Origin of the sequence: Bifidobacterium oedipodis (assembly GCF_012932425.1) — a bacterium.
Classification (GTDB): Bacteria; Actinomycetota; Actinomycetes; order Actinomycetales; family Bifidobacteriaceae; genus Bifidobacterium; species Bifidobacterium oedipodis.
On record NZ_JAAIII010000010.1, the window covers coordinates 17,010 to 36,399 of the forward strand.

General features: G+C 58.1%; 19 protein-coding genes and 3 tRNA genes. 12 read left to right on the forward strand and 10 right to left on the reverse strand.

Going from position 1 to position 19,390, the window contains the following annotated elements:
• Positions 1-51: 51 nt before the first annotated feature.
• The 4 genes from G1C95_RS11855 to pgi all read right to left on the reverse strand — a co-directional run bounded on the left by G1C95_RS11855 (position 52) and on the right by pgi (position 4,217).
• Complete coding sequence (locus tag G1C95_RS11855) at positions 52-729, reverse strand: ribonuclease HII (RefSeq protein ID WP_169173164.1); 678 nt, start codon at positions 727-729, stop codon at positions 52-54.
• Entirely contained in the window at positions 726-1,631 is a 906-nt protein-coding gene (gene lepB, locus G1C95_RS11860; RefSeq protein ID WP_169173165.1) for a signal peptidase I, read from the reverse strand. Before lepB ends, G1C95_RS11855 begins: the two co-directional genes overlap by 4 nt.
• 120 nt (positions 1,632-1,751) lie before the next feature.
• A complete protein-coding gene (rplS, locus tag G1C95_RS11865; RefSeq protein ID WP_169173166.1) occupies positions 1,752-2,117 on the reverse strand; it encodes a 50S ribosomal protein L19 in 366 nt (121 codons plus the stop codon).
• A 399-nt stretch (positions 2,118-2,516) separates the two neighbouring features.
• Positions 2,517-4,217 carry a glucose-6-phosphate isomerase gene (gene pgi, locus G1C95_RS11870; protein WP_169173167.1) on the reverse strand — a complete coding sequence of 567 codons (1,701 nt, stop codon included), beginning with the start codon at positions 4,215-4,217 and terminating at the stop codon, positions 2,517-2,519.
• A 353-nt stretch (positions 4,218-4,570) separates the two neighbouring features.
• Between pgi and G1C95_RS11875 the strand changes: the two genes are divergently transcribed.
• The 4 genes from G1C95_RS11875 (at position 4,571) to G1C95_RS11890 (ending at position 6,153) form a co-directional block, all read left to right on the forward strand.
• Positions 4,571-4,643: transfer RNA gene (locus G1C95_RS11875), tRNA-Thr, on the forward strand.
• Between the two features lie 94 nt (positions 4,644-4,737).
• A tRNA-Leu gene (locus G1C95_RS11880) sits at positions 4,738-4,821 on the forward strand.
• 126 nt (positions 4,822-4,947) lie between these two features.
• Positions 4,948-5,949 (forward strand): AEC family transporter, encoded by a 1,002-nt coding sequence (locus G1C95_RS11885; RefSeq protein WP_169173168.1) that lies wholly within the window; start codon positions 4,948-4,950, stop codon positions 5,947-5,949.
• Positions 5,950-6,081: 132 nt separating this feature from the next.
• Positions 6,082-6,153 (forward strand) — tRNA-Thr (locus G1C95_RS11890).
• 133 nt (positions 6,154-6,286) lie between these two features.
• Here the strand turns inward: G1C95_RS11890 and G1C95_RS11895 are convergent.
• The 4 genes from G1C95_RS11895 to rph are packed head-to-tail and all read right to left on the reverse strand — an operon-like array spanning position 6,287 to position 10,305.
• Positions 6,287-7,540, reverse strand: a complete 1,254-nt coding sequence (locus G1C95_RS11895; RefSeq protein ID WP_417852283.1) for an aminoacyltransferase — start codon at positions 7,538-7,540, stop codon at positions 6,287-6,289.
• Positions 7,541-7,567: 27 nt separating this feature from the next.
• Positions 7,568-8,833 carry an aminoacyltransferase gene (locus G1C95_RS11900; RefSeq protein ID WP_169173169.1) on the reverse strand — a complete coding sequence of 422 codons (1,266 nt, stop codon included), beginning with the start codon at positions 8,831-8,833 and terminating at the stop codon, positions 7,568-7,570.
• 16 nt (positions 8,834-8,849) lie between these two features.
• Positions 8,850-9,500 (reverse strand): RdgB/HAM1 family non-canonical purine NTP pyrophosphatase, encoded by a 651-nt coding sequence (rdgB, locus tag G1C95_RS11905; RefSeq protein WP_169173170.1) that lies wholly within the window; start codon positions 9,498-9,500, stop codon positions 8,850-8,852.
• A 40-nt stretch (positions 9,501-9,540) separates the two neighbouring features.
• Entirely contained in the window at positions 9,541-10,305 is a 765-nt protein-coding gene (gene rph / locus G1C95_RS11910) for a ribonuclease PH (protein ID WP_169173171.1), read from the reverse strand.
• Positions 10,306-10,424: 119 nt separating this feature from the next.
• Here rph and G1C95_RS11915 point away from each other — a divergent pair, with 119 nt between their 5' ends.
• Positions 10,425-11,747 (forward strand): nicotinate phosphoribosyltransferase, encoded by a 1,323-nt coding sequence (locus tag G1C95_RS11915; protein ID WP_169173172.1) that lies wholly within the window; start codon positions 10,425-10,427, stop codon positions 11,745-11,747.
• A gap of 95 nt (positions 11,748-11,842) precedes the next feature.
• On the opposite strand, the gene G1C95_RS11920 is transcribed toward G1C95_RS11915, so the two are convergent.
• Positions 11,843-12,280 (reverse strand): MerR family transcriptional regulator, encoded by a 438-nt coding sequence (locus tag G1C95_RS11920; RefSeq protein WP_169173173.1) that lies wholly within the window; start codon positions 12,278-12,280, stop codon positions 11,843-11,845.
• A 121-nt stretch (positions 12,281-12,401) separates the two neighbouring features.
• Between G1C95_RS11920 and G1C95_RS11925 the strand changes: the two genes are divergently transcribed.
• Positions 12,402-13,412, forward strand: coding sequence for an aldo/keto reductase (locus G1C95_RS11925; RefSeq protein ID WP_169173174.1), 1,011 nt, complete (start codon positions 12,402-12,404; stop codon positions 13,410-13,412).
• Between the two features lie 69 nt (positions 13,413-13,481).
• On the opposite strand, the gene G1C95_RS11930 is transcribed toward G1C95_RS11925, so the two are convergent.
• On the reverse strand, positions 13,482-13,763 hold the full coding sequence (locus G1C95_RS11930) for a DUF3039 domain-containing protein (RefSeq protein WP_169173175.1): 282 nt from the start codon (positions 13,761-13,763) through the stop codon (positions 13,482-13,484).
• 172 nt (positions 13,764-13,935) lie between these two features.
• On the opposite strand from G1C95_RS11930, the gene coaD reads away from it, so the two are divergent.
• From coaD to G1C95_RS11960, 6 genes are all read left to right on the forward strand, one after another.
• Complete coding sequence (gene coaD, locus G1C95_RS11935; RefSeq protein ID WP_169173176.1) at positions 13,936-14,421, forward strand: pantetheine-phosphate adenylyltransferase; 486 nt, start codon at positions 13,936-13,938, stop codon at positions 14,419-14,421.
• Positions 14,422-14,533: 112 nt separating this feature from the next.
• The gene (locus G1C95_RS11940; RefSeq protein WP_417852284.1) at positions 14,534-15,370 is read left to right on the forward strand and encodes a cell division protein; all 837 of its coding nucleotides are present in this window, start codon (positions 14,534-14,536) and stop codon (positions 15,368-15,370) included.
• A 99-nt stretch (positions 15,371-15,469) separates the two neighbouring features.
• A complete protein-coding gene (locus G1C95_RS11945) occupies positions 15,470-16,111 on the forward strand; it encodes a YceD family protein (protein ID WP_169173178.1) in 642 nt (213 codons plus the stop codon).
• Positions 16,112-16,233: 122 nt separating this feature from the next.
• Positions 16,234-16,428, forward strand: a complete 195-nt coding sequence (gene rpmF / locus G1C95_RS11950) for a 50S ribosomal protein L32 (protein ID WP_169173179.1) — start codon at positions 16,234-16,236, stop codon at positions 16,426-16,428.
• A gap of 81 nt (positions 16,429-16,509) precedes the next feature.
• Positions 16,510-17,262: a ribonuclease III gene (rnc, locus tag G1C95_RS11955; protein WP_240947558.1), complete on the forward strand. Its 753-nt coding sequence runs from the start codon at positions 16,510-16,512 to the stop codon at positions 17,260-17,262.
• A gap of 196 nt (positions 17,263-17,458) precedes the next feature.
• Positions 17,459-19,381, forward strand: coding sequence for an acetolactate synthase large subunit (locus G1C95_RS11960; RefSeq protein WP_169173180.1), 1,923 nt, complete (start codon positions 17,459-17,461; stop codon positions 19,379-19,381).
• Positions 19,382-19,390 lie beyond the last annotated feature (9 nt).

Consider the following 19,390-nt stretch of genomic DNA (forward strand, 5'->3'; position numbering starts at 1 on the left):
GCTATACCAAGCAATCGGTTCCAGCCGTCCACCCAACAAATGCCAACCGGCTTAAACCAAGTGCCAGCTGGTGCGATGCAGTGATGTGGGCCCATATTCGGCGATAGCAGCACGGTGTGCAGCGGAGCCATAGCCCTTGTTTTTTTTCCATTCATATGGCGCGTATTGTGCATCGCTGCCGGCAATCGACACCATCAGCCTGTCACGGGTGACTTTGGCGATAACCGCGGCGGTAGCTACGGTGGCGCAGTGCTGATCGCCCTTGACCCTACAAGTCACCTCGGCGGGCACCGGCACCTCAGGCGCGTCAAAGGTGTTGAGCGCCTTGGTGATGTAATCACTTGGCCCGTCAAGAATCGCGCCGACGCTGGCCGGCAATCGATCCAACTGGCGTTCGACCCGACTCAACGCACGTAGGGCGGCAACCCCAAGCGCATAGGCGATACCCCATTCGTCGATTTCAGCATTGCTGGCTTCGCCGACCGCCCAAGATGCGGCCCAATCGGTTAATTCATCGAAAATAGCTTCGCGACGATGCTCGGTGAGCATTTTGGAATCGGCGACACCGGGCGGCACGATGGTATTTTGGATATTCTGCGCCCAGATAGCGGCGCATCCGACCATCACCGGCCCGGCCAGCGCACCACGACCGACTTCGTCAAATCCGACAATCAGATCGTAGCCTTGTCCTGCCAGTTCATGTTCGAGGTCAAGCGTGGGCGTGATCATGCGTCGCCCGTCTTTGCGTCCGGTACCTGGTCAAATACTTCGTGATGTGATTCAAGCGCACCAATGCGCCCCAGCGGCCAATATGTCACGAATGCGGTACCCGCTACGTCAGATATGGGCACCAGCCCATGGTCGGCATCTTCCAGATGATAGCGGGAGTCGGCCGAATTGGCGCGATTATCGCCCATTACAAACACATGGCCTTCGGTGACGGTGACCGAGAAGGCGATGGCGCTGGGATCCACGCCAGGGCGGATATATGAGGATTCGTCGATGGCCACGCCGTTGACCGTAACCGGCTGGCCAGCGCCCTCGCACGCCACCGTGTCGCCGGGCAAGCCAATAAGGCGCTTAATCAAATAGCTGCCAAGCATGGAATCTGACTGTTCGTCGGCCAGCCATCCGTTCGGATCCTTGAACACGACTATGTCGCCGCGTTGCAAATCGAATACACCGGGGGTCAGCTTGCTGGCGATAACGCGGTCGCCAGGCAGAATGGTGTCCTGCATGGAGCGGGAGGGAATTTCATAGAAGCCAAGCAGGAAGATGCGGATCAGCAGCACGATGACTACGGGAATGCCGCACCACAGGAAGAAATCACGCAGGGTAAACCGGTCATCCGACGTACGGGATGCCTTGTGCGCGGCACGGGAGCGAGTTCTTGTCGACTGCGGCTGAGCGCTCATATTATCTCCTGCTGATGTAGCTGATGCCTCAACCGTAAACGGCACAGGCGTCGGATCAACGCCATGATCGGCGACTTGGAAGTTACGCGCCTCCCTGGCGGCTTCGGAGTTCTCCATACCATCCTCCAAGGCATCCGAACGTTGAGCGGACGGTTGCATAGGCGAGGTGCCATGATTCGGCGAAGACATGGGAATCCGCCCGTTATCGTCTTGCATGGAACCTCCTAGTGCTGATAATGCGCGCACCATCATACGCGGCTGGAATGAAAACAGCCCGGAACGTTCGCCGTTCCGGGCTGAATTTCACGGTTTATTCGCGTGACCGTTAGCACACACTCACTTGGCGGAGTTGTCGCGACGCTCGACGATACGAGCAGCCTTGCCGCGCAGAGCACGCAGGTAGTACAGCTTAGCGCGACGAACCTTGCCCTTACGCACCAGCTTGATGGAGTCGATGGACGGAGCGTGCAGCGGGAAGCGACGCTCAACACCGGTGCCGAAGCTGATCTTGCGCACCACGAAGGTCTCGTGCACACCGGCACCCTTACGAGCGATCACCACACCGGTGAAGGTCTGGATACGGGAGTTGTTGCCTTCCTGGATCTTCACGTTCACGTCGACGGTGTCGCCGGGACGGAAGGCCGGGATTTCCTCGGCCGGCTTCATGTGCTTGGCGTCAAAAGCCTCAATAGCGTTAACCATTGTTATTCCTCGTTCGCCGCCGCATACCGGCGATGGGTTCGGGGCGCGGCTGGGCCGGCCCTATATTCAACCCCGTGAGTTTGCCCACGGGGAGTTGCCGATCCGCTGGGAGTCTAACTTCCGTCGCCCAACTGGACCTGAAACGAGCGGGTTTATGCGGCAACCCAACTCGCGACACAGCAATAGTTCAGATTAGTTTGTCGTGTGGACTGAGTTGGTCAATCGGCCCGACAAACAGTCGTCGGCACATTCCAACCATCCCCAGCAATCTCCCAACATCTGAAAAGTGCGGAAATCACCCGTGATGTGCGTTTGCCCCTATATAGACGAATGCCGTGCATAACGATGATGTTATGCACGGCATTCAGTGTTCTAGGTTCAGCACTCAGAGCTTAACAATCAGAACTCGCGATTCTTGCGGTAGAAGGCGATCAGGGACTTGGTGGAAGCATCCTGAGCGGCGAGAGCCTCATCATCCTGGCTGATGGCCGGGGTGATCTGCTTGGCCAGCTGCTTGCCGAGCTCCACGCCCCACTGGTCGTAGGAGTCCAGGCCCCACACAGTGCCCTCGACGAAGGTGATGTGCTCGTAGAGCGCGATCAGCTCGCCCAGCGAGAACGGGGTCAGGGCCACGCCGAAGATCGAGGTGGTCGGCTTGTTGCCCTTGAACACGCGGGCGGGGACGATCTCTTCCGGAGTGCCCTCAGCGCGCACCTCATCAGCGGTCTTGCCGAACGCAAGCGCCTTGGTCTGCGCGAAGTAGTTGCCCAGGAACAGCTCGTGCACGTCCTGGTCGCCATCCTTGGTCGGGTTCGGGGTGTTGACGAACGCGATGAAGTCGGCCGGGATGAGCTGGGTGCCCTGGTGGATCAGCTGGTAGAAGGCGTGCTGGCCGTTGGTGCCGGGCTCACCCCAGAAGATCTCGCCGGTTTCGGTGGTGACGGGGGTGCCGTCCCAGCGCACGGACTTGCCGTTGGATTCCATGGTCAGCTGCTGCAGGTAGGCCGGGAAACGGTGCAGGTACTGATCGTAGGGCAGCACGGCGTGGGAAGCAGCCTTGAAGAAGTTGCGGTACCACACGTTGAGCATGCCGAGCAGCACAACGACGTTCTTTTCGAACGGGGTGTTGGCGAAGTATTCGTCGATCTCGTGGAAGCCGTGCAGGAACTCCTCGAAGCGAGCCGGGCCGAACACGACAGCCAGGGAGGTGCCGACGGCGGAATCGACGGAGTAACGGCCGCCGACCCAGTTCCAGAAGCCGAAGGCGTTGTTCGGGTCGATGCCGAACTCAGCGACCTTCTCCAGGTTGGTGGAGACGGCGACGAAGTGCTTCTTGATGGCTTCGGCCTTCTGAGCCTCATCGCCAGCGGAGATGGCGCCGTTGGCGGCCAGCTCCTCAAGCAGCCAGGTGCGGGCTTCGCGAGCATTGGTCAGGGTCTCCAGGGTGGTGAAGGTCTTGGAAACGATGATGAACAGGGTGGTCTCCGGGTCGAGGCCGCGGGTCTTCTCAGCCAGATCGTTGGGGTCGATGTTGGAGATGTAACGGGCGGAGATGCCAGCGTCCGCGTAGGGCTTCAGGGCTTCGTACACCATGACGGGACCCAGATCGGAGCCACCGATGCCGATGTTGACGACGGTTTCGATCTTACGGCCGGTGATGCCGGTCCACTTGCCGGAGCGAACATCCTCGGCGAAGTCGTAGATCTTCTTCAGGGTGTCGCGCACGTCCTTGACGGTGTCCTGGCCGTCGACGATGTACTTGCCCTCGTCCTCGGCCGGGCGACGCAGCGCGGTGTGCAGCACGGCGCGATCCTCGGTGTTGTTGATGTGCACGCCGGTGTACATCTGCTTGGTGCGCTCGTCGAGCTTGACGGCCTTGGCCAGATCGGCGAACAGGGACAGGGTTTCGGGCTTGATCAGGTTCTTGGACAGGTCGAAGTGCAGGTCGCCGGCCTCGAAGGACAGCTTCTCGACACGATCCGCATCCTCGGCGAACCACTGCTTGAGGCTGATGCCCTCGGACTGAAGCTCGTCATAGTGCTTTTGCAACGCGGCCCATGCAGGAGTCTGGGTGGCGTCAACGGGAGGATTGATGGCCATGAATTCCATTCCTTTCATCATTGATTGGAGCATGTATGGCAAATGCACGCAACGCTCCGTATCAGTTACCAAGATACTTACAAAAGCGGACATGACAGCACAAAAATGCCCTGCGGCGTATTGATAGGAACCCCACTCACAGCATCACGCAAACACTCCGTGCGGCATCATGCAAAACACGCCCATAACCCCATCTGCATCACCCATGCAATTTCACCCGTCATACAATGCGTGACGGTATTCGCAACTTCGCGCGCGACACAAGGTCACATCAGGGCGATTGGACTTTTGTCAGGGGCTGCCCTATACTCTTCTTCTTGTGCGCGGCTAGCGAAATGCTTTCCGCGAACCCAGCCACTTTAGCTCAGTCGGTAGAGCGGCTCACTCGTAATGAGCAGGTCGACAGTTCGATTCTGTCAAGTGGCTCCCTCACTACCCCGGTTTCGACCGGGGTTTTTCATATTCATGGTTACCTACCGCATGTTCTGGGCATACTGCTTGCTACAGTAATGTCGTTCACGCGCGAGTGGCGGAATTGGTAGACGCGCAGGATTTAGGTTCCTGTGTCTTTGACGTGTGGGTTCAAGTCCCATCTCGCGCACCATGCGGTGCTAGTATTGGTGCCGCTCTTGCACACATCACTGCAACAAATACACGCCCTGCGCACCCCGGTGATACCCTGCAATACGTCAGGACCTGAGAGAAACCATGGATTTACCGGGAGGCGTTTGTGTCCGCTATCCTATCGCCCGTTGGCCTGCTGTTGATTATCCTCGCCGGCTACCTGTTCAAGCGCTTCGGCTTGTTTGGCCAGCGCGACTATCGTGTGCTGCAAACCGCGGAATTCAATCTTGTATTGCCCGGCGCCATCATCTATTCCTTCGCCACGAATCCCCACGACATTTCGCTGCTGTGGCTCACACTGTTCGCGTTCTTTACCGCACTGATTCCTGTGGTGTTCATCTTCTTCGCCACGCGCAAGCGCAATGTGACGGATCGAGCCTTCCTCATGCTCAACGGTGCCGGCTACAACCTCGGCTGCTTCGTGTTCCCCGTGTCCCAGGCCTTCTGGGGTGCAGGTGCAGTGGTGCCGGCGGCCATGTTTGATGTAGGCAACTGCATTATGGTGGCTGGCGGCACGAATGTGCTCACCCAGCAGCTGCTGCATATTCAACCCGGCAAGACACTGGCCGAACAGCATGCCGGAGATGCCCCCACACTGCCCTATGTCAAGCCGAAGGACAAGGACGCCCGCCGTCTGGCACGCCGCGCCCTGGTGCGCAATATTTGCAAAAGCTTCTTCGGATCCGTGCCATTTGATACCTATCTGCTCATGATTGTGCTCATGCTGGCGCAGGCCCCCATTCCCAGCTGGATTGCCACGTTGTGCCAGCCGCTGAGCAACGCGAACGCATTCATCGCTATGTTCATGGTGGGTATGCTCATGGATCTGCCGGAAAATAAGCATGACACCATGGAAGTGCTAGCGGTAATCGCTTGGCGTTTGCCGTTCTCCATCGCTTTCGCCTTCGCGGCATGGTTCCTGTTGCCGTTCGATCCGTCGATCCGTGCGGTGGCAGTGCTGAGTGTGCTCGCGCCAATCGCGATCTTCTCTACCCTGTTCACCGATAAGGTGCTGGGCAACGCCAAACTCGCCGGCTTTTCGCTGTCGATTACGGCCATCATTTCGCTAGTGATGATGTCGGTGGCCCACGCACTGATGGGCGTGTGACCGGATCCAAGCTCAATGCAAAGCCCCGTAAGGCGACACACGGGCCAACGAAACTCGCACTGACGTCAGTCCACACCCATTCCTAACCTTCATAAAGGTTCTCAAGGAATGAAGATTCCAACGAAGAATCATGCCGCCTTAGCTCAGTGGTAGAGCGGCCCCTTCGTTTGGGGCAGGTCGTCTGTTCGATTCATTCAGGTGGCTCAAATAAATCCCCTGCATATTCTCAACAGAACATGCAGGGGATTTTCCATGCTTCCGCCTCCAAGGCGCAGCATCCCGTTCTCGGCAGTGAACTGGCCGTCACCACGTCACTCACGGAATACCGATACAAACGCTATTTATGCAGCAACTTGGAAGCGGCTTCCTTAATGCCAAAACGGAGCTTGTTCACCGGCAATGTAAATTCGCCAACGAGCTCCTCCACATAACCGTTGAAGCCTTGCTTGAATTCCAACACGCCACGGCCTTCATCATCAGGATCGTTGAACACACCAGAAATACCGTAGAAGTTGTAGCGCGGAATGCCCGCTTCTAGGCATCGGCTCATCGCCCAATGCTGAATGAGTGCGGAAGCATAGAATGGCTTGTATTTCTCCAAGCTGCCGGAGAACAAATACACCATTTCACGTGGGCGCTCAACGAATAATGAAGCTGCTGCCGGTAAAACATCACCATTTTTGGCGAACTCGGTGGCTTCGTCAAGTCGTTTGTTCGCCGCTTCGAGGTTACGGGTTTCCTCGCCCAACTGACGTTCTGTTTTGGTGGTCGGATGCTCATCATATTTCGCTTGCAGTGTTCGCACTTTTTCGGTAAGTGCGTCACGCTTGGCGGTCATTTGGGAAACATATTCAGCAATATGGATCTCGGCAAGCATAAACCGCGCCTGAGCACCGAAAGCATCCTTGAAATCATGGAAATACTGTTCATCACGCGCTACGAAGCCACGGCGTTCGGCCGTATTCCGTTCAATATTCGCGAAAATCGGAAACTCCGATTGATCCAGCTCACGCACATGCACGCCCATGGATTGAGCACGTTTCACGCTCCACTGCGTACGCTTATCATACGAGTGGAGCAGTACCTTCTCATCAGCGATGCCATTGAGATCCTTGACATAGTTCCAACGATTGCATACCGAACCGTAGCCCGTGCCAAAACCGGCGTGATGCCAACCGAGCGACGTCAGATTGTTAATGGTGGCATCGTCTTTTTCACCATTCGGAGCGCCATCGGATTCATGACGAAGATATTCGACATTCGGCCAGCAGGTAACCGAAATCGCTCCACGTGAGGCAGCAGCTGAACGAATGCCATCGGTCATGATTTTCAACATAGCCATATCATGAAAATCACATAGCGGACCGAACCATATGGATCCTTCTATGCCAAAATGCCCTCTCGTGTATTCGATAAGCGCAGCGGCAACAATATCACCATTATCGTTCTTCACTCCAACGATATCGCTGAACTCAGTACGATGCGCAGCTAACACTTGCATCTGCGAGCATTGCTGCATCCCACCCTGCGGATGACGGAGAGACAGCTCATCAAGCTCATCAGGAGTAATAGGCACAGCCTTCATGTTCATTTTTCCAATACCATTCTCATCAATATTTCAACGCTTCAACAGCTTGTGCGCGAACTTCTTTAACGCATATACCAGCGGCTTTACCGGAAGAATGAATTCTCCCGGCATCTCTTCCACAAAACCATTGAACCGCTGCTTGAACTCCAGCACACCATAATCGGGATTATCGTCCTTGGAGAACCGCCCGCTCACACCATAGAGGTTAAACCGATGAATCCCTCGTTGAATACAGGTGAGCATGACTTCATGATGCATCAGTGCGGGAGCATAGAACCGTTCGAAATCACCATCTGCACCGCTGGTCGTGCATACCACCTCGCGGGGATGATACAAGAACATTGCAGCCTCGACAGGCTTCACCTTGCCATACCGCTCAATGAGCGCCTTGGCGTCCGCAACTCGACGTTGCACCGGCGCGATGTCCTGAGAGGCTTTTTCGAGCTGAACATTAAGCTGTTTTGCACGTTTTTCGGAGCACTTGCCTGCTAACTCTTTGGTGATATTCGCCGTTGTGGCTTCCAGCTTGTCAAGCTTGTCCTGCCATGTCGCGAGATACTCATCAAAATGAATTTCCGAAAGCCTGTATTCAATGTCATCGCCATAAGCGTCATACATGGCTTCAAAAAAACTCAGCGGCCTGTTCGGGAATCCCTGCTTCTTGCAGCTGATTTCGCAAAGCTCATGGAAAATATGCAGTTCATCGCGTCCAAGTCGGCGGGTGTGCACGCCGGATTCTCGAGCGATACGCACATTACGGCGACGGTATTTGGCGTAGGAAGCAAGCAGACTCTGCTCATCTTGAATTCCTTCAAGATTTTTCACCCAACGCCAGCGCGGAACTGCAGGGTAGCCGATGGTAAAGCCCATATGCTCAAAACCCAAGGTTTTCAGGTTCTTTATCATCGCATCATCGGCAGGCGTGGTCGGTTCGCCCTCTTGCGTATGCAGACGGTACACCTGTTCGGGAGTGATATCGAGTTGAGCCGCGCCATGGGCTTTGGCATGCGACTTCAGTTCTTTGACAAAAAACGACAATAGCTCAAAATCATCGTAATCGCACAGCGGGCCATCGTGGACCAAAGCAAAGCTCGAACCTGAAGTGTGCAAAATCTGCAGCAAGGCGGCAGCCTTGAGCTCTCCCTGTTCCTTTACGCCCAGCAATTCGACGGTTTTGCCTTCGGAACGCCTCATCCGAGCCATGCTTGCGGTTTGTTGGAAATTTCCTTGAGGATGTCGAGCGGAAAATTCGACAAACTCATTATCGCTCAGCGTTACCAATGTAAACATACGCATGCCGCTTAGTATACCTTCAGTCCAACAGCTGCTCGATGGCAGGAACAAGAGCTCGCAGTGCCTTGCCGCGGTGAGAAATGGCGTTCTTTTCGGCTGGACTCATTTCAGCGGAGGTCAGTGGATCACCTTCGCGCCCGGCCGGCTGGTCATCCGGCACGAACAGCGGATCGTAGCCGAAACCGTGCTCGCCGCGGGGCGCCCTGATAATCATGCCGGGCATTTCGCCTGTTTTCACAATCTCCTCGCCGATTGCTTTAGCACCGTTCGCCTGTGGCACCACCAGCGCGGCCGCGCAACGGAAACGGGCCGTGCGCTTGGCATCGGGAATATCCTCGATCTGCGCGAGCAACAGCGCATTGTTGGCCGCGTCATCGCCGTGATGCCCGGCCCAACGAGCCGACAGAATGCCGGGAGCGTTGCCCATCACGTCCACAATCAGACCGGAATCGTCGGCAACGGCGGGCAGCCCCGTGCGGCGCGCCACATCACGGGCTTTGAGCAGCGCATTCTCTTGGAATGTCACGCCATCCTCCACCGGATCAGGCAGGCCCAGGCTACCGGCGGACACCAGTTCCACCTGCGCGGCGCGCTCCCCCAACCGCTCTTCGAGGATGCGGCGAATCTCGACCAGCTTGCCTTCGTTATGCGTGGCAACTACCAGTTTCATACGTGTTCCTTTCATGCGCGGTATCAGTACGCCAAACGATTCAGTCCAATGCCAGAGCAGCGCGCTGAGCAGCCTGCAGTTCCTTGTTGCCCTTCTCGGCCAAGTCAAGCAGTTCGCCCAGCTCGGTGCGAGTGAAGGGACGATGCTCGGCGGTGCCCTGCAGCTCGATGAACGCTCCGGAGCCGGTCATGGCCACGTTCATATCGGTCATGGCCTGCGAATCCTCGATATACGGCAGATCCAGCATCGGCTTGCCGTTGATCACACCCACCGACACGGCGGAAACGTAATCCTTGAGCACACGATCCGCGGACTTGATATGACGATGCTGTTCGGCCCAACGCACCGCATCAACCATTGCCACGTATGCGCCGGTTACCGAAGCGGTGCGCGTGCCGCCGTCAGCCTGCAGCACATCGCAGTCCAGCTGAATCTGGTTTTCGCCCAGCGCCTTCATATCAACCACGCCCCTCAGGCAGCGGCCGATCAGACGGCTGATTTCATGGGTGCGTCCGCCGATTTTGCCGCGCACGGATTCACGGTCGGTGCGCTCGGAGGTGGCGCGCGGCAGCATCGCGTATTCGGCGGTGACCCAGCCGAGGCCGGAATCCTTGCGCCAGCGCGGCACACCGGCGGTGAACGTTGCGGTGCACATCACACGCGTATTGCCGCATTCAATCAGCACCGAGCCCTCGGGGGCATCGGTGAAGTGACGGGTGATTCTGACAGGACGCAGTTCATCGACTTTGCGGCCGTCGGCGCGGATAACCTGGCGATCGCCCAACATATCTTTGATTTCAACCATGCCGCTCAGCTTAGGCCGTGGCAACGATTTGCCTTCCGATATGAGCGAACGGCATCAGCCCGCCCACACCCCGCACTACACTTATAGTCAACTTAACCATAAATAGGAAAGGTCCCCTGATGGTCGATTATTCGCCGGCCCTAATGACCGACATGTACGAATACACAATGCTTGACGCCTGCCTGAAGGACGGCACCGCAAACCGCAAATGCGTATTCGAAGTGTTCACCCGCCACCTGCCCGAGGGCCGCCGCTACGGCGTGGTAGCCGGAACCGGCCGTATCCTTGACGCCTTAGAACACTTCCATCTGGACGACAATGACCTGAAATTCCTCGCCGATCGCCATGTGGTGAGCAAGGAGACCCTCGCTTGGCTGGAGAACTTCCACTTCTCCGGCTCCATCAAGGGCTACCGCGAAGGCGAAATGTTCTTCCCGAACTCACCGATTCTGCAGGTGGAGGGCACGTTCGGCGAGTGCACGCTGCTGGAAACGTTGATTCTGTCGGTGCTCAACTATGATTCGGCCGTCGCCTCGGCCGCGTCTCGCATGGTGTCCGCCGCCAAGGATCGCCCTTGCATGGATATGGGCGGCCGTCGCACCAATGAATGGTCGGCCGTCGCGGCCGCGCGCGCCGCCGTGGTGGGTGGTTTCAAGGGCACCGCCAATCTATTGGCCGCACAGCTCTATGGGCTCAAGGCCATCGGCACAGCCGCACACTGCTTTACTTTGGTGCATGACAGCGAGCGCCAGGCTTTCGAATCGCAGATCGCCGCGCTGGGCAAGAACACCACGCTGCTGGTTGACACCTATAACATCGAGGAAGCCGTGAAAACCGCTGTGGAGGTTGCCGGCCCCGAACTTGGCGGCGTGCGCATCGATTCGGGAGACCTGGCCGCCATGGCCCAGCGCGTGCGCAACCAGCTCGATGCCTTGGGTGCCACGAACACCACCATCACCGTGACCAATGATTTGGACGAGTATGCGCTGGCTGCGCTGCAAACCGCGCCGGTCGATTCCTATGGCGTGGGCACAATGCTGGTGACCGGTTCCGGCGCCCCAACATGCGCCATGGTGTACAAGCTCACCGAGCGCGAAGGCGCTGACGGCGTGATGACGCCCGTGGCCAAGAAGAGCAAGGATAAGGCCACTGTGCCGGGCCGCAAGCTTGCCTATCGTTCCTATGAATACAATCTGGCCGAGGCCGAACATGTTATCTCCGGTTCGGAAGACAAGCTCGCCGCATTCACCCCGCAGAGCGACTGGAAGGATCTGCTGGTCGACTTTGTCGATCATGGCACCATCGACCCCCAGTGGCAGGGCCATGATGCGATTATGGCCGCCCACGACTATCGCGCGAAGGCCCTTGCGGAACTGCCGATCACCGCACAAAGCCTGATGAAGGGCGAACCGGTAATCGATACCATCACCACTGTGCTGTAAACCGCAGTTTTGCCAATACAACTGTGTGCCATCAATGCTGACTTCCATCGCTCGCGCTGCGCTGGGAGCCAGCATTATTCAGTTGTAAGCCATTGTTATTCAGCTGCAACGCTGATGTCATAGACCTGACCTCGGTAGTTTCCCCAATCGGGCATGGGCTCTCCGGCATCGAGCGCACGCTTGATATCGCCGTAATAGTGCAGTTTGCGCTGCACATGCATCGCAGCCTCGTCCAATGCGCGTCGCTGCTCATCCAACGTGCGGCGGCGCGCTTCCAGCAATTCTAGGATTTCGTCAATATGCTTCGGCTCATCCGACTCATAGGTGAAGAATTTCTTCAGATCCTCGATGGTCATGCCCGCGTTTTTGAAGCAACAGATCGCGCCTAAACGATGCAGATGACAATCCTCATACACACGTTGGCCTGATTCGGAACGCCCCACATTGGTGAGCAGTCCCTGCTCCTCGTAATAGCGCAGCGTGGAAGGCTGCATGTGGAACCGGGTGGCGACTTCTCGAATGGTGTATGGCATAGCGGCTCTTCCTTATATGAGAATGAGTGATCGACGGCGACACGCGAACCATCGATTTGACTTCAAGTTCACTTGAACTGAAACCATAATAGACGATAACGCAACCATTCGAAGGAGTACCATGTTCGAACCAACCGCCACCTATGCGCCCAATCCGCACCGCTACGACACCATGACCTACAACCGCTGCGGCGTCTCCGGTCTCAAGCTGCCGGCCGTCTCACTCGGATTCTGGCACAACTTCGGCGACATCACCCCCTTCGAACAAATGAAGCAGCTGGTGTTCACCGCCTTCGACAACGGCATCACCCACTTCGACCTGGCCAACAACTATGGTCCGGAACCGGGCCAGGCCGAAAAGAACTGCGGTCTGCTGCTGAACAAGTACTTCCGCCATCACCGCGACGAACTCATCGTTTCCACCAAAGCCGGCTACGAGATGTGGGCTGGCCCCTACGGCGATCTTGGTTCGCGCAAGTACCTGCTCGCCAGCCTCGATCAGAGCCTGGAACGTCTCGGCCTGGATTATGTGGATATCTTCTACCACCATCATCCGGATCCCGAAACCCCGCTTGAGGAGACGATGGGTGCGCTGGCGCAGGCCGTCAATTCCGGCAAGGCGCTGTATGTGGGCCTGTCGAATTACAACGGCGAACAGATGGAGAAGGCCGCAGCGATTCTGGACGAGCTCAAAGTGCCGTTCGTCATCAACCAGAACAAGTACAACATTCTCGACCGCACCGTGGAACACAACGGCCTGAAGGATACGGCCAAGCGTCTGGGCAAGGGATTGATCACCTTCTGCCCGCTGGCCCAGGGTCTGCTGACCAACCGTTATCTTGACGGTATCCCTGCCGACAGCCGTATCGCCCACGATCCCCGATTCCTCAACGAATCGGCCCTGACCGAAAAACTGCACGGCCAGATCGTGGATCTGAACGCCATCGCGGCCGAGCGCGGCCAGACGCTCGCCGAAATGAGCCTGGCCTGGCTGCTGCATGATGGCACGGTGACTTCCGTGCTCGCCGGCGCATCCAAACCCCAGCAGATTCTCGACAATATCGGCGCGCTGAAGAATACGCATTTCAGCGACGAGGAATTGGCCGCAATCGACGAGATTTCCGCCCGTTAACATTTGGGCACATTTGAGGCTATAGGGGCTAGCAGCTAACTTAGGTGCTAGCCCCAACGTAACCCAAAACTAACGCATCATATCGTCGTAAATGCGCTTGCAATCCGGGCACACCGGATACTTTGACGGATCATGCTTGGGCACCCACACCTTGCCGCACAGCGCAACCACCGGGCGACCGGTCATGCGCGATTCGGCGATGCGATCCTTGGAGACATAGTGCGCGTAGCGGTCGGCGTCGCCGCCATTATCGCGCACCGTCTCCTCTTGGGTTTGCGGACGTTCCAGTGTGGCGGTGCCTGCACCGGAATCAGGATTGCGCAGCGGCTCGGCGTCATCAACGAACATCATGGCACTTCTTTCCTTGACTAACTGACGTGGGCCAATCCCCACGAATCAAATCATCAATCACCCATCATAGGGGCTTTTCGTTACTTTGCCCGGTGTTCTCGCGCGAATCGCGCACGGCAACACCGGGCAGCCACATCAGCAAAAACCCACGCCGCGCGGTAGGCTATACAACATGACTATCGCAGTATGCCCCGGCTCCTTTGATCCCGTAACCGCCGGCCACCTTGACGTCATCGAACGTTCGGCGCGCTTCTTCGACGAAGTGCATGTGGTGGTGGCCGTCAACGCCGCGAAAACACCGATGTTTTCCGAAGATATTCGCGTTGACGTCATCCGTCGCGCCCTGGAGAAGGCCGGATGCACCAACGTCGTCGTCTCATCCACCGACGGACTCATCACCGACTACTGCAAGAAGGTCGGTGCCACGGTAATCGTCAAAGGATTGCGCCAGAACGGCGACTATGAAGCCGAACTTGGCATGGCGTTGGTCAACCGCAAACTTGCCGGCGTGGAGACCCTGTTCCTGCCGGCAGATCCGATTCTTGAACATATCTCCAGCTCCATCGTCAAGGACGTGGCCCGCCACGGCGGCGACGTAACCGGCATGGTGCCCGATTGCGTGGTGCCGATGCTCGCCGACGCCCTGACGCAGGACTGATGCCAACGCACGTTAATAGCAACCGATGGCCCGATAGCAATCGGCAGTGCAGACAGCGGAAGGAATGACCATGAGCGACGATCAGCTCACCGGATATACCGACACATCTCAGATGGACGGTACTGCCCAGAACCTGGCAGTACCGCCTGCACCGACCGGCTCGATAGCCAACGCCAACGCGGGAGTCAGTGCAGCAGCCAACGCTACGGCTCTTGGGAGCGCACCGCAGCCGCCCGCCGAACCATCGCCCACCGAAGCTGCTCCCGCCGAGCCGGCACCCACCGAAGCGGCCAATCCCGTCACTGCGGCCAAGCCGCGCGCAACCGCCGCAATCGACATGGATGCCCTGCCCGATTTGCGCGAAACATTGAACCCCGAATCCGCCGAAGACAAAAGCCGTGCGGAGTTCACCACGGTGTACGACATCATCGACCAGCTGGAGGAATCCCTGAACGAGGCGAAATCCGCCCTGTTTTCTCCCAGCCAAGTCAAGGTGGACCGTGAGGAGTTCACCGAGCAGCTCACCGAATTGAAGAAAATGCTGCCTGTGCAACTTGAGCGAGCTTCCGCTCTGATGCGCGAGGCAGAACGCCGTCTGGAATCGGCACAAACGCAGGCCAACGCTATTGTGGCGTCTGCCCAAAGCCGCGCCGCCGACATGGTCAGGGAGGCCAACGAACAGGCGCAGTTCCTCGCCGGTCAGGAGAACGTCACCGAACTGGCCAGGCACAAGGCCCGCCAGATTCTGGAAAGCGCACAAGCCAAATCCGATCATCTGACTCAGGGAGCGGATCAATACTGTACCACGGTGATGCAGGGATTGCAGCAGCAGCTCGGCAAACTCAGCCAGGACGTGCAAGCTGGTCTCAACGTGTTGGAAGAGCGCCAGCGTGCAGCCGGCGAGCAGTTGCCGAACCTGAATCTGAACGACTATCCCGAAGCGCAGTAACGTGGCCGGTGCAGCCACAGCACGAACGGGCACCACATATACCCAACGACATACGCAGACATACGCAGACATACGCATACGTAACAAGGAGCATGATATATGGCACGAATTGAGGACTCCCCATGGGCGATTCCGGTGGCACAGATCGCATCGCGCGCCGGACAGTCCAAGCAGATCGACGCTGATTTTCCGGCACCTGCCGGAATCGGCGACGAAATCTCAGGCATTAAAGAGGGAACTGACGTGCATGTGCGCGGCAGTTTCGATTCGATTGTGGATGGCCTGATTTTCACCGGGCGACTCACCGCCCCGTTCATCAGCGAATGCACGCGCTGCCTCAAGCCCATTGATGAGGACTGGCCGGTGGATGTCACCGTGTTCTTCCCCTACGAATCGGAGACCAAGGACGCTGCGCAGGCTCGCAACGGCAAGAATGCCAAAAACACTCGCAACGACAAGGACGAGGACGTCGACATCATCGCCGGTGAAGACGAGTCGGAGGATACCTACCCGCTGCTGGCCAACGGTGCCTGGGCCGACATCGAGGCGCTGATCCGCGACGCCTTCGTCGAAGCCCTGCCCCTGCAACCGCTGTGTCGCCCCGATTGTGCCGGACTGTGCCCGCAGTGCGGCGAGGATTTGAACGAGCATCCCGACCATCACTGTGACGAACCTGGCGATCTGCGATTCGCAGGCCTGGCAGGCCTGAAAGCCCAGTTGGAGGCCGAGCAGGGCAAGTAGTGTTCCGCTCGGCCGCCCACCCAACCGTCGTACGCGCGCGGCCGAGTGGACTTTGTACGAGCCTTGCGCTACGATACTGAACGCTTAAGCTCAAATGTTCGAACGAAATAGAGGAAACTCAAATGGCACTGCCTAAGTACAAGACCTCTCGCGCCAACACGCACTCGCGTCGCGCGAATTGGAAGGCCACCGCTGTTGCGACCGTTACCTGCCCGAACTGTGGCGCTCCGGCCCTGCCGCACATGGCCTGCCCGAGCTGCGGTAACTTCCGCGGCCGCACCTACCGTGAAGCCATCCGCCCGGCCCACACCAAGTGAGCCTGAGCTGTAACGCTTGGTAGCAACAAGTCAAAGGCCCTGCCATCGACGGGTGGCGGGGCCTTCGCGTATGGAGATGATATGAGAGAGCCGACACAATCAACCACCAACGGCAACCGTGCAAACCATAGCGATAACAACGGCAGCAACGATAACGAACTGCTTGAAGCGTTGGGCACCACCATCAGCCCCGATCTGCTGGTGCAGGCGCTCACCCATCGTTCCTTCTCGCATGAGCACCCTGGCGTGCCCAACTATGAGCGCCTCGAATTCCTAGGCGACGCAGTGCTGGAACTGGTCAGCACTGAAACCCTGTTCCGTATCCACCCGGATATGACCGAAGGCCAGCTTGCCAAAATGCGCGCCAAGGCTGTGTCCGAGGACGCGCTGAGCGCCATCGCCAAAACCAAGCTCAAGGTCGGCCCCTATATTCTGCTGGGACATGGCGAAGCCGAGCAGGGCGGTGCCGAAAAGAATTCGATTCTGTGCGACATTGTGGAGTCGCTGATCGGTGCGACCTTCCTCGAGCATGGCATCGACGAGGCACGCAAGGTCATCCATCGACTGATCGACGACACTCTGGCCGAAGTGGCCACCGAAGGCCCCGCTCTGGACTGGAAAACCTCACTCACCGTCAAAGCGCACACCATGGGCTTTGACGAGCCGATCTATCACATGTCCGTTTCCGGGCCGGAATACGCACAAATCTTCACCGCACGCGTCACCTTAGGGCAAAACGACGAGGTAATCGGCATCGGCAAGGGATCCAGCAAACGCAAAGCCCAGTTGGCCGCCGCCGAAGTGGCATGGAAAACACTGGATGCCAGGAGCTGACGGCGCGAATCGCCCGCAAAATGGGCTATTGACGGCACCAATGCGAAAATACGCATAGACTTAAGGGCACAAGTCAAGGTCGTGCCGGGGCCACAAGCCCCGGAACCTGCGGCCGGAGGAATCGCACGGAACAGCGGGACCGTACAACCATACGGCCGGGCTCAACAAGTGCGGCGCAAGGAAGTATGAGAGGATCATGGCTTTACCGACACCTTTGCAGGCATTCAGCAGCGTGCCGAAAACCAACGCTGCCGCCGATAAGCAGACCATCGTTGACGGCGAGAAAATGACCGGCGCACGCGCGCTGGTTCGTTCGCTGGAGAATCTCGGCGTCGAAGACGTGTTCGGACTGCCCGGCGGTGCCATTCTGCCCGTATACGACGAAATCAACGACGACACGAAGTTCCGTTTTGTGCTGGTGCGCCACGAGCAGGCGGCCGGACATGCGGCCGAAGGTTATGCGATCGCCACCGGCCGAGTCGGCGTGTGCATTGTCACCTCCGGCCCCGGTGCCACCAATGTGGTCACCGCCATCGCCGACGCGAACATGGATTCGGTACCGATGGTTGTTATCACCGGTCAGGTCGGCGTAGGTGCCATCGGTACTGACGCCTTCCAGGAGGCCGATATCGTTGGCATCACCTATCCGGTGGTCAAGCATTCGTATCTGGTTACGCGCGCACAGGATATTCCGCGCGTGCTCACCGAAGCCTTCCATATCGCCTCCACTGGCCGTCCTGGCCCGGTAGTGGTTGATTTGACCAAAACCGCGCAAACCGAAGAGATGTACTTCTCATGGCCGCAGCGCATGATTCTGCCTGGCTACAACCCCACTACCAAGGCGCACGGTCGCGTATTGAGCGATGCAGCCAAGCTGTTCAACCAGTCCTACCGCCCTGTGCTGTATGTGGGCGGCGGCGCGGTACGCTCCGGTGCCGCGGCCGAAGTGGCCGAGCTCGCACAGGTAACTGGCGCTCCGGTGGTCACCACACTGCAGTCGCGCGGCATTCTGCCTGACTCCAACCCCGCTGTGCTCGGCATGCTCGGCATGCATGGCACGGTTGCAGCCACCGGTTCGGTGCAGCGCGCCGACCTGTTGGTCGCCATCGGCGCACGTTTCGACGATCGCGTCACCGGTGATCTGTCCACCTTCGCACCCACCGCGCGCGTGATTCATATCGATATTGATCCGGCGGAAATCGGCAAGAACCGTGTACCGGACGTGCCGATTGTGGGCGACGTGGCTTGTGTGCTGCACGACCTGATTCCGGAAATCAAGCGTTCGCAGGCCGTGCATGGCAAGCCAGATCTGACCTCGTGGTGGACGTATCTGAACAACCTGCGCAACGAGTATCCAATCGACTACAACCAGCCCGAGGATCAGCCCACCGACGGCACTCTCTCCCCGCAGTGGGTGGTGCGTCAGCTGTCCGATCATGCCGATCCCAACACGATTTGGGTAGCCGGTGTGGGCCAGCATCAGATGTGGGCCTCCCAGCTGGTGGACTTCGAAAACCCGCGTTCATGGATCTCCTCCGGTGGTTTGGGCACCATGGGTTACGGCCTGCCCGCAGCCATCGGCGCAGCCATCGGCTCCCAGCGTGACTTCGACGGCTCCAAGCCCGTATGGCTGATCGATGGCGATGGCTCCTTCCAGATGACCTCCGAAGAGCTGGCCATGGCGTTCTTCGACCACACGCCGGTGAAAATCGCCATCCTCAACAATTCGGTGTATGGCATGGTGCGCCAGTGGCAGACCCTGTTCTACGACAAGCATTATTCCGCCACCAAGCTGCATGATGGCGACGCGACTGCCGCTACCACGGCCGAAGAGTTCGTTGACGTGCCCGACTTCGTCAAGCTGGCCGAAGCCTACGGTTGCGTGGGTCTGCGCGCCTTCACCGAGGATGAGGCCATCGAGGCCATCGAGAAGGCCAACCAGATCAACGACCGCCCGGTGCTGATTGATTTCCGCGTATGGAAGGACGCCATGGTGTGGCCTATGGTCGCTGCCGGCGCTTCCAACGACGACGTGACGTATCGCCCGGGAACCAAGCCGTTGCGTCGTGCCGGAGATGCCGCCGAGGCGGCACCAACCAACACGGCCGCTTCGGTATGAGACGAGCAA

Excerpts from the sequence above, each read along its gene's own strand:
- G1C95_RS11940 (WP_417852284.1), top strand. The coding sequence starts at position 14,534 with ATGGACGGTACTGCCCAGAACCTGGCAGTACCGCCTGCACCGACCGGC.
- G1C95_RS11915 (WP_169173172.1), top strand. The coding sequence starts at position 10,425 with ATGGTCGATTATTCGCCGGCCCTAATGACCGACATGTACGAATACACA.
- G1C95_RS11855 (WP_169173164.1), bottom strand. The coding sequence starts at position 729 with ATGATCACGCCCACGCTTGACCTCGAACATGAACTGGCAGGACAAGGC.
- G1C95_RS11920 (WP_169173173.1), bottom strand. The coding sequence starts at position 12,280 with ATGCCATACACCATTCGAGAAGTCGCCACCCGGTTCCACATGCAGCCT.
- G1C95_RS11900 (WP_169173169.1), bottom strand. The coding sequence starts at position 8,833 with ATGCGTATGTTTACATTGGTAACGCTGAGCGATAATGAGTTTGTCGAA.
- G1C95_RS11945 (WP_169173178.1), top strand. The coding sequence starts at position 15,470 with ATGGCACGAATTGAGGACTCCCCATGGGCGATTCCGGTGGCACAGATC.
- G1C95_RS11960 (WP_169173180.1), top strand. The coding sequence starts at position 17,459 with ATGGCTTTACCGACACCTTTGCAGGCATTCAGCAGCGTGCCGAAAACC.
- rnc (WP_240947558.1), top strand. The coding sequence starts at position 16,510 with ATGAGAGAGCCGACACAATCAACCACCAACGGCAACCGTGCAAACCAT.
- G1C95_RS11930 (WP_169173175.1), bottom strand. The coding sequence starts at position 13,763 with ATGATGTTCGTTGATGACGCCGAGCCGCTGCGCAATCCTGATTCCGGT.
- rpmF (WP_169173179.1), top strand. The coding sequence starts at position 16,234 with ATGGCACTGCCTAAGTACAAGACCTCTCGCGCCAACACGCACTCGCGT.
- pgi (WP_169173167.1), bottom strand. The coding sequence starts at position 4,217 with ATGGCCATCAATCCTCCCGTTGACGCCACCCAGACTCCTGCATGGGCC.
- G1C95_RS11925 (WP_169173174.1), top strand. The coding sequence starts at position 12,402 with ATGTTCGAACCAACCGCCACCTATGCGCCCAATCCGCACCGCTACGAC.
- rplS (WP_169173166.1), bottom strand. The coding sequence starts at position 2,117 with ATGGTTAACGCTATTGAGGCTTTTGACGCCAAGCACATGAAGCCGGCC.
- rdgB (WP_169173170.1), bottom strand. The coding sequence starts at position 9,500 with ATGAAACTGGTAGTTGCCACGCATAACGAAGGCAAGCTGGTCGAGATT.
- rph (WP_169173171.1), bottom strand. The coding sequence starts at position 10,305 with ATGGTTGAAATCAAAGATATGTTGGGCGATCGCCAGGTTATCCGCGCC.
- coaD (WP_169173176.1), top strand. The coding sequence starts at position 13,936 with ATGACTATCGCAGTATGCCCCGGCTCCTTTGATCCCGTAACCGCCGGC.
- G1C95_RS11895 (WP_417852283.1), bottom strand. The coding sequence starts at position 7,540 with ATGAACATGAAGGCTGTGCCTATTACTCCTGATGAGCTTGATGAGCTG.
- lepB (WP_169173165.1), bottom strand. The coding sequence starts at position 1,631 with ATGCAAGACGATAACGGGCGGATTCCCATGTCTTCGCCGAATCATGGC.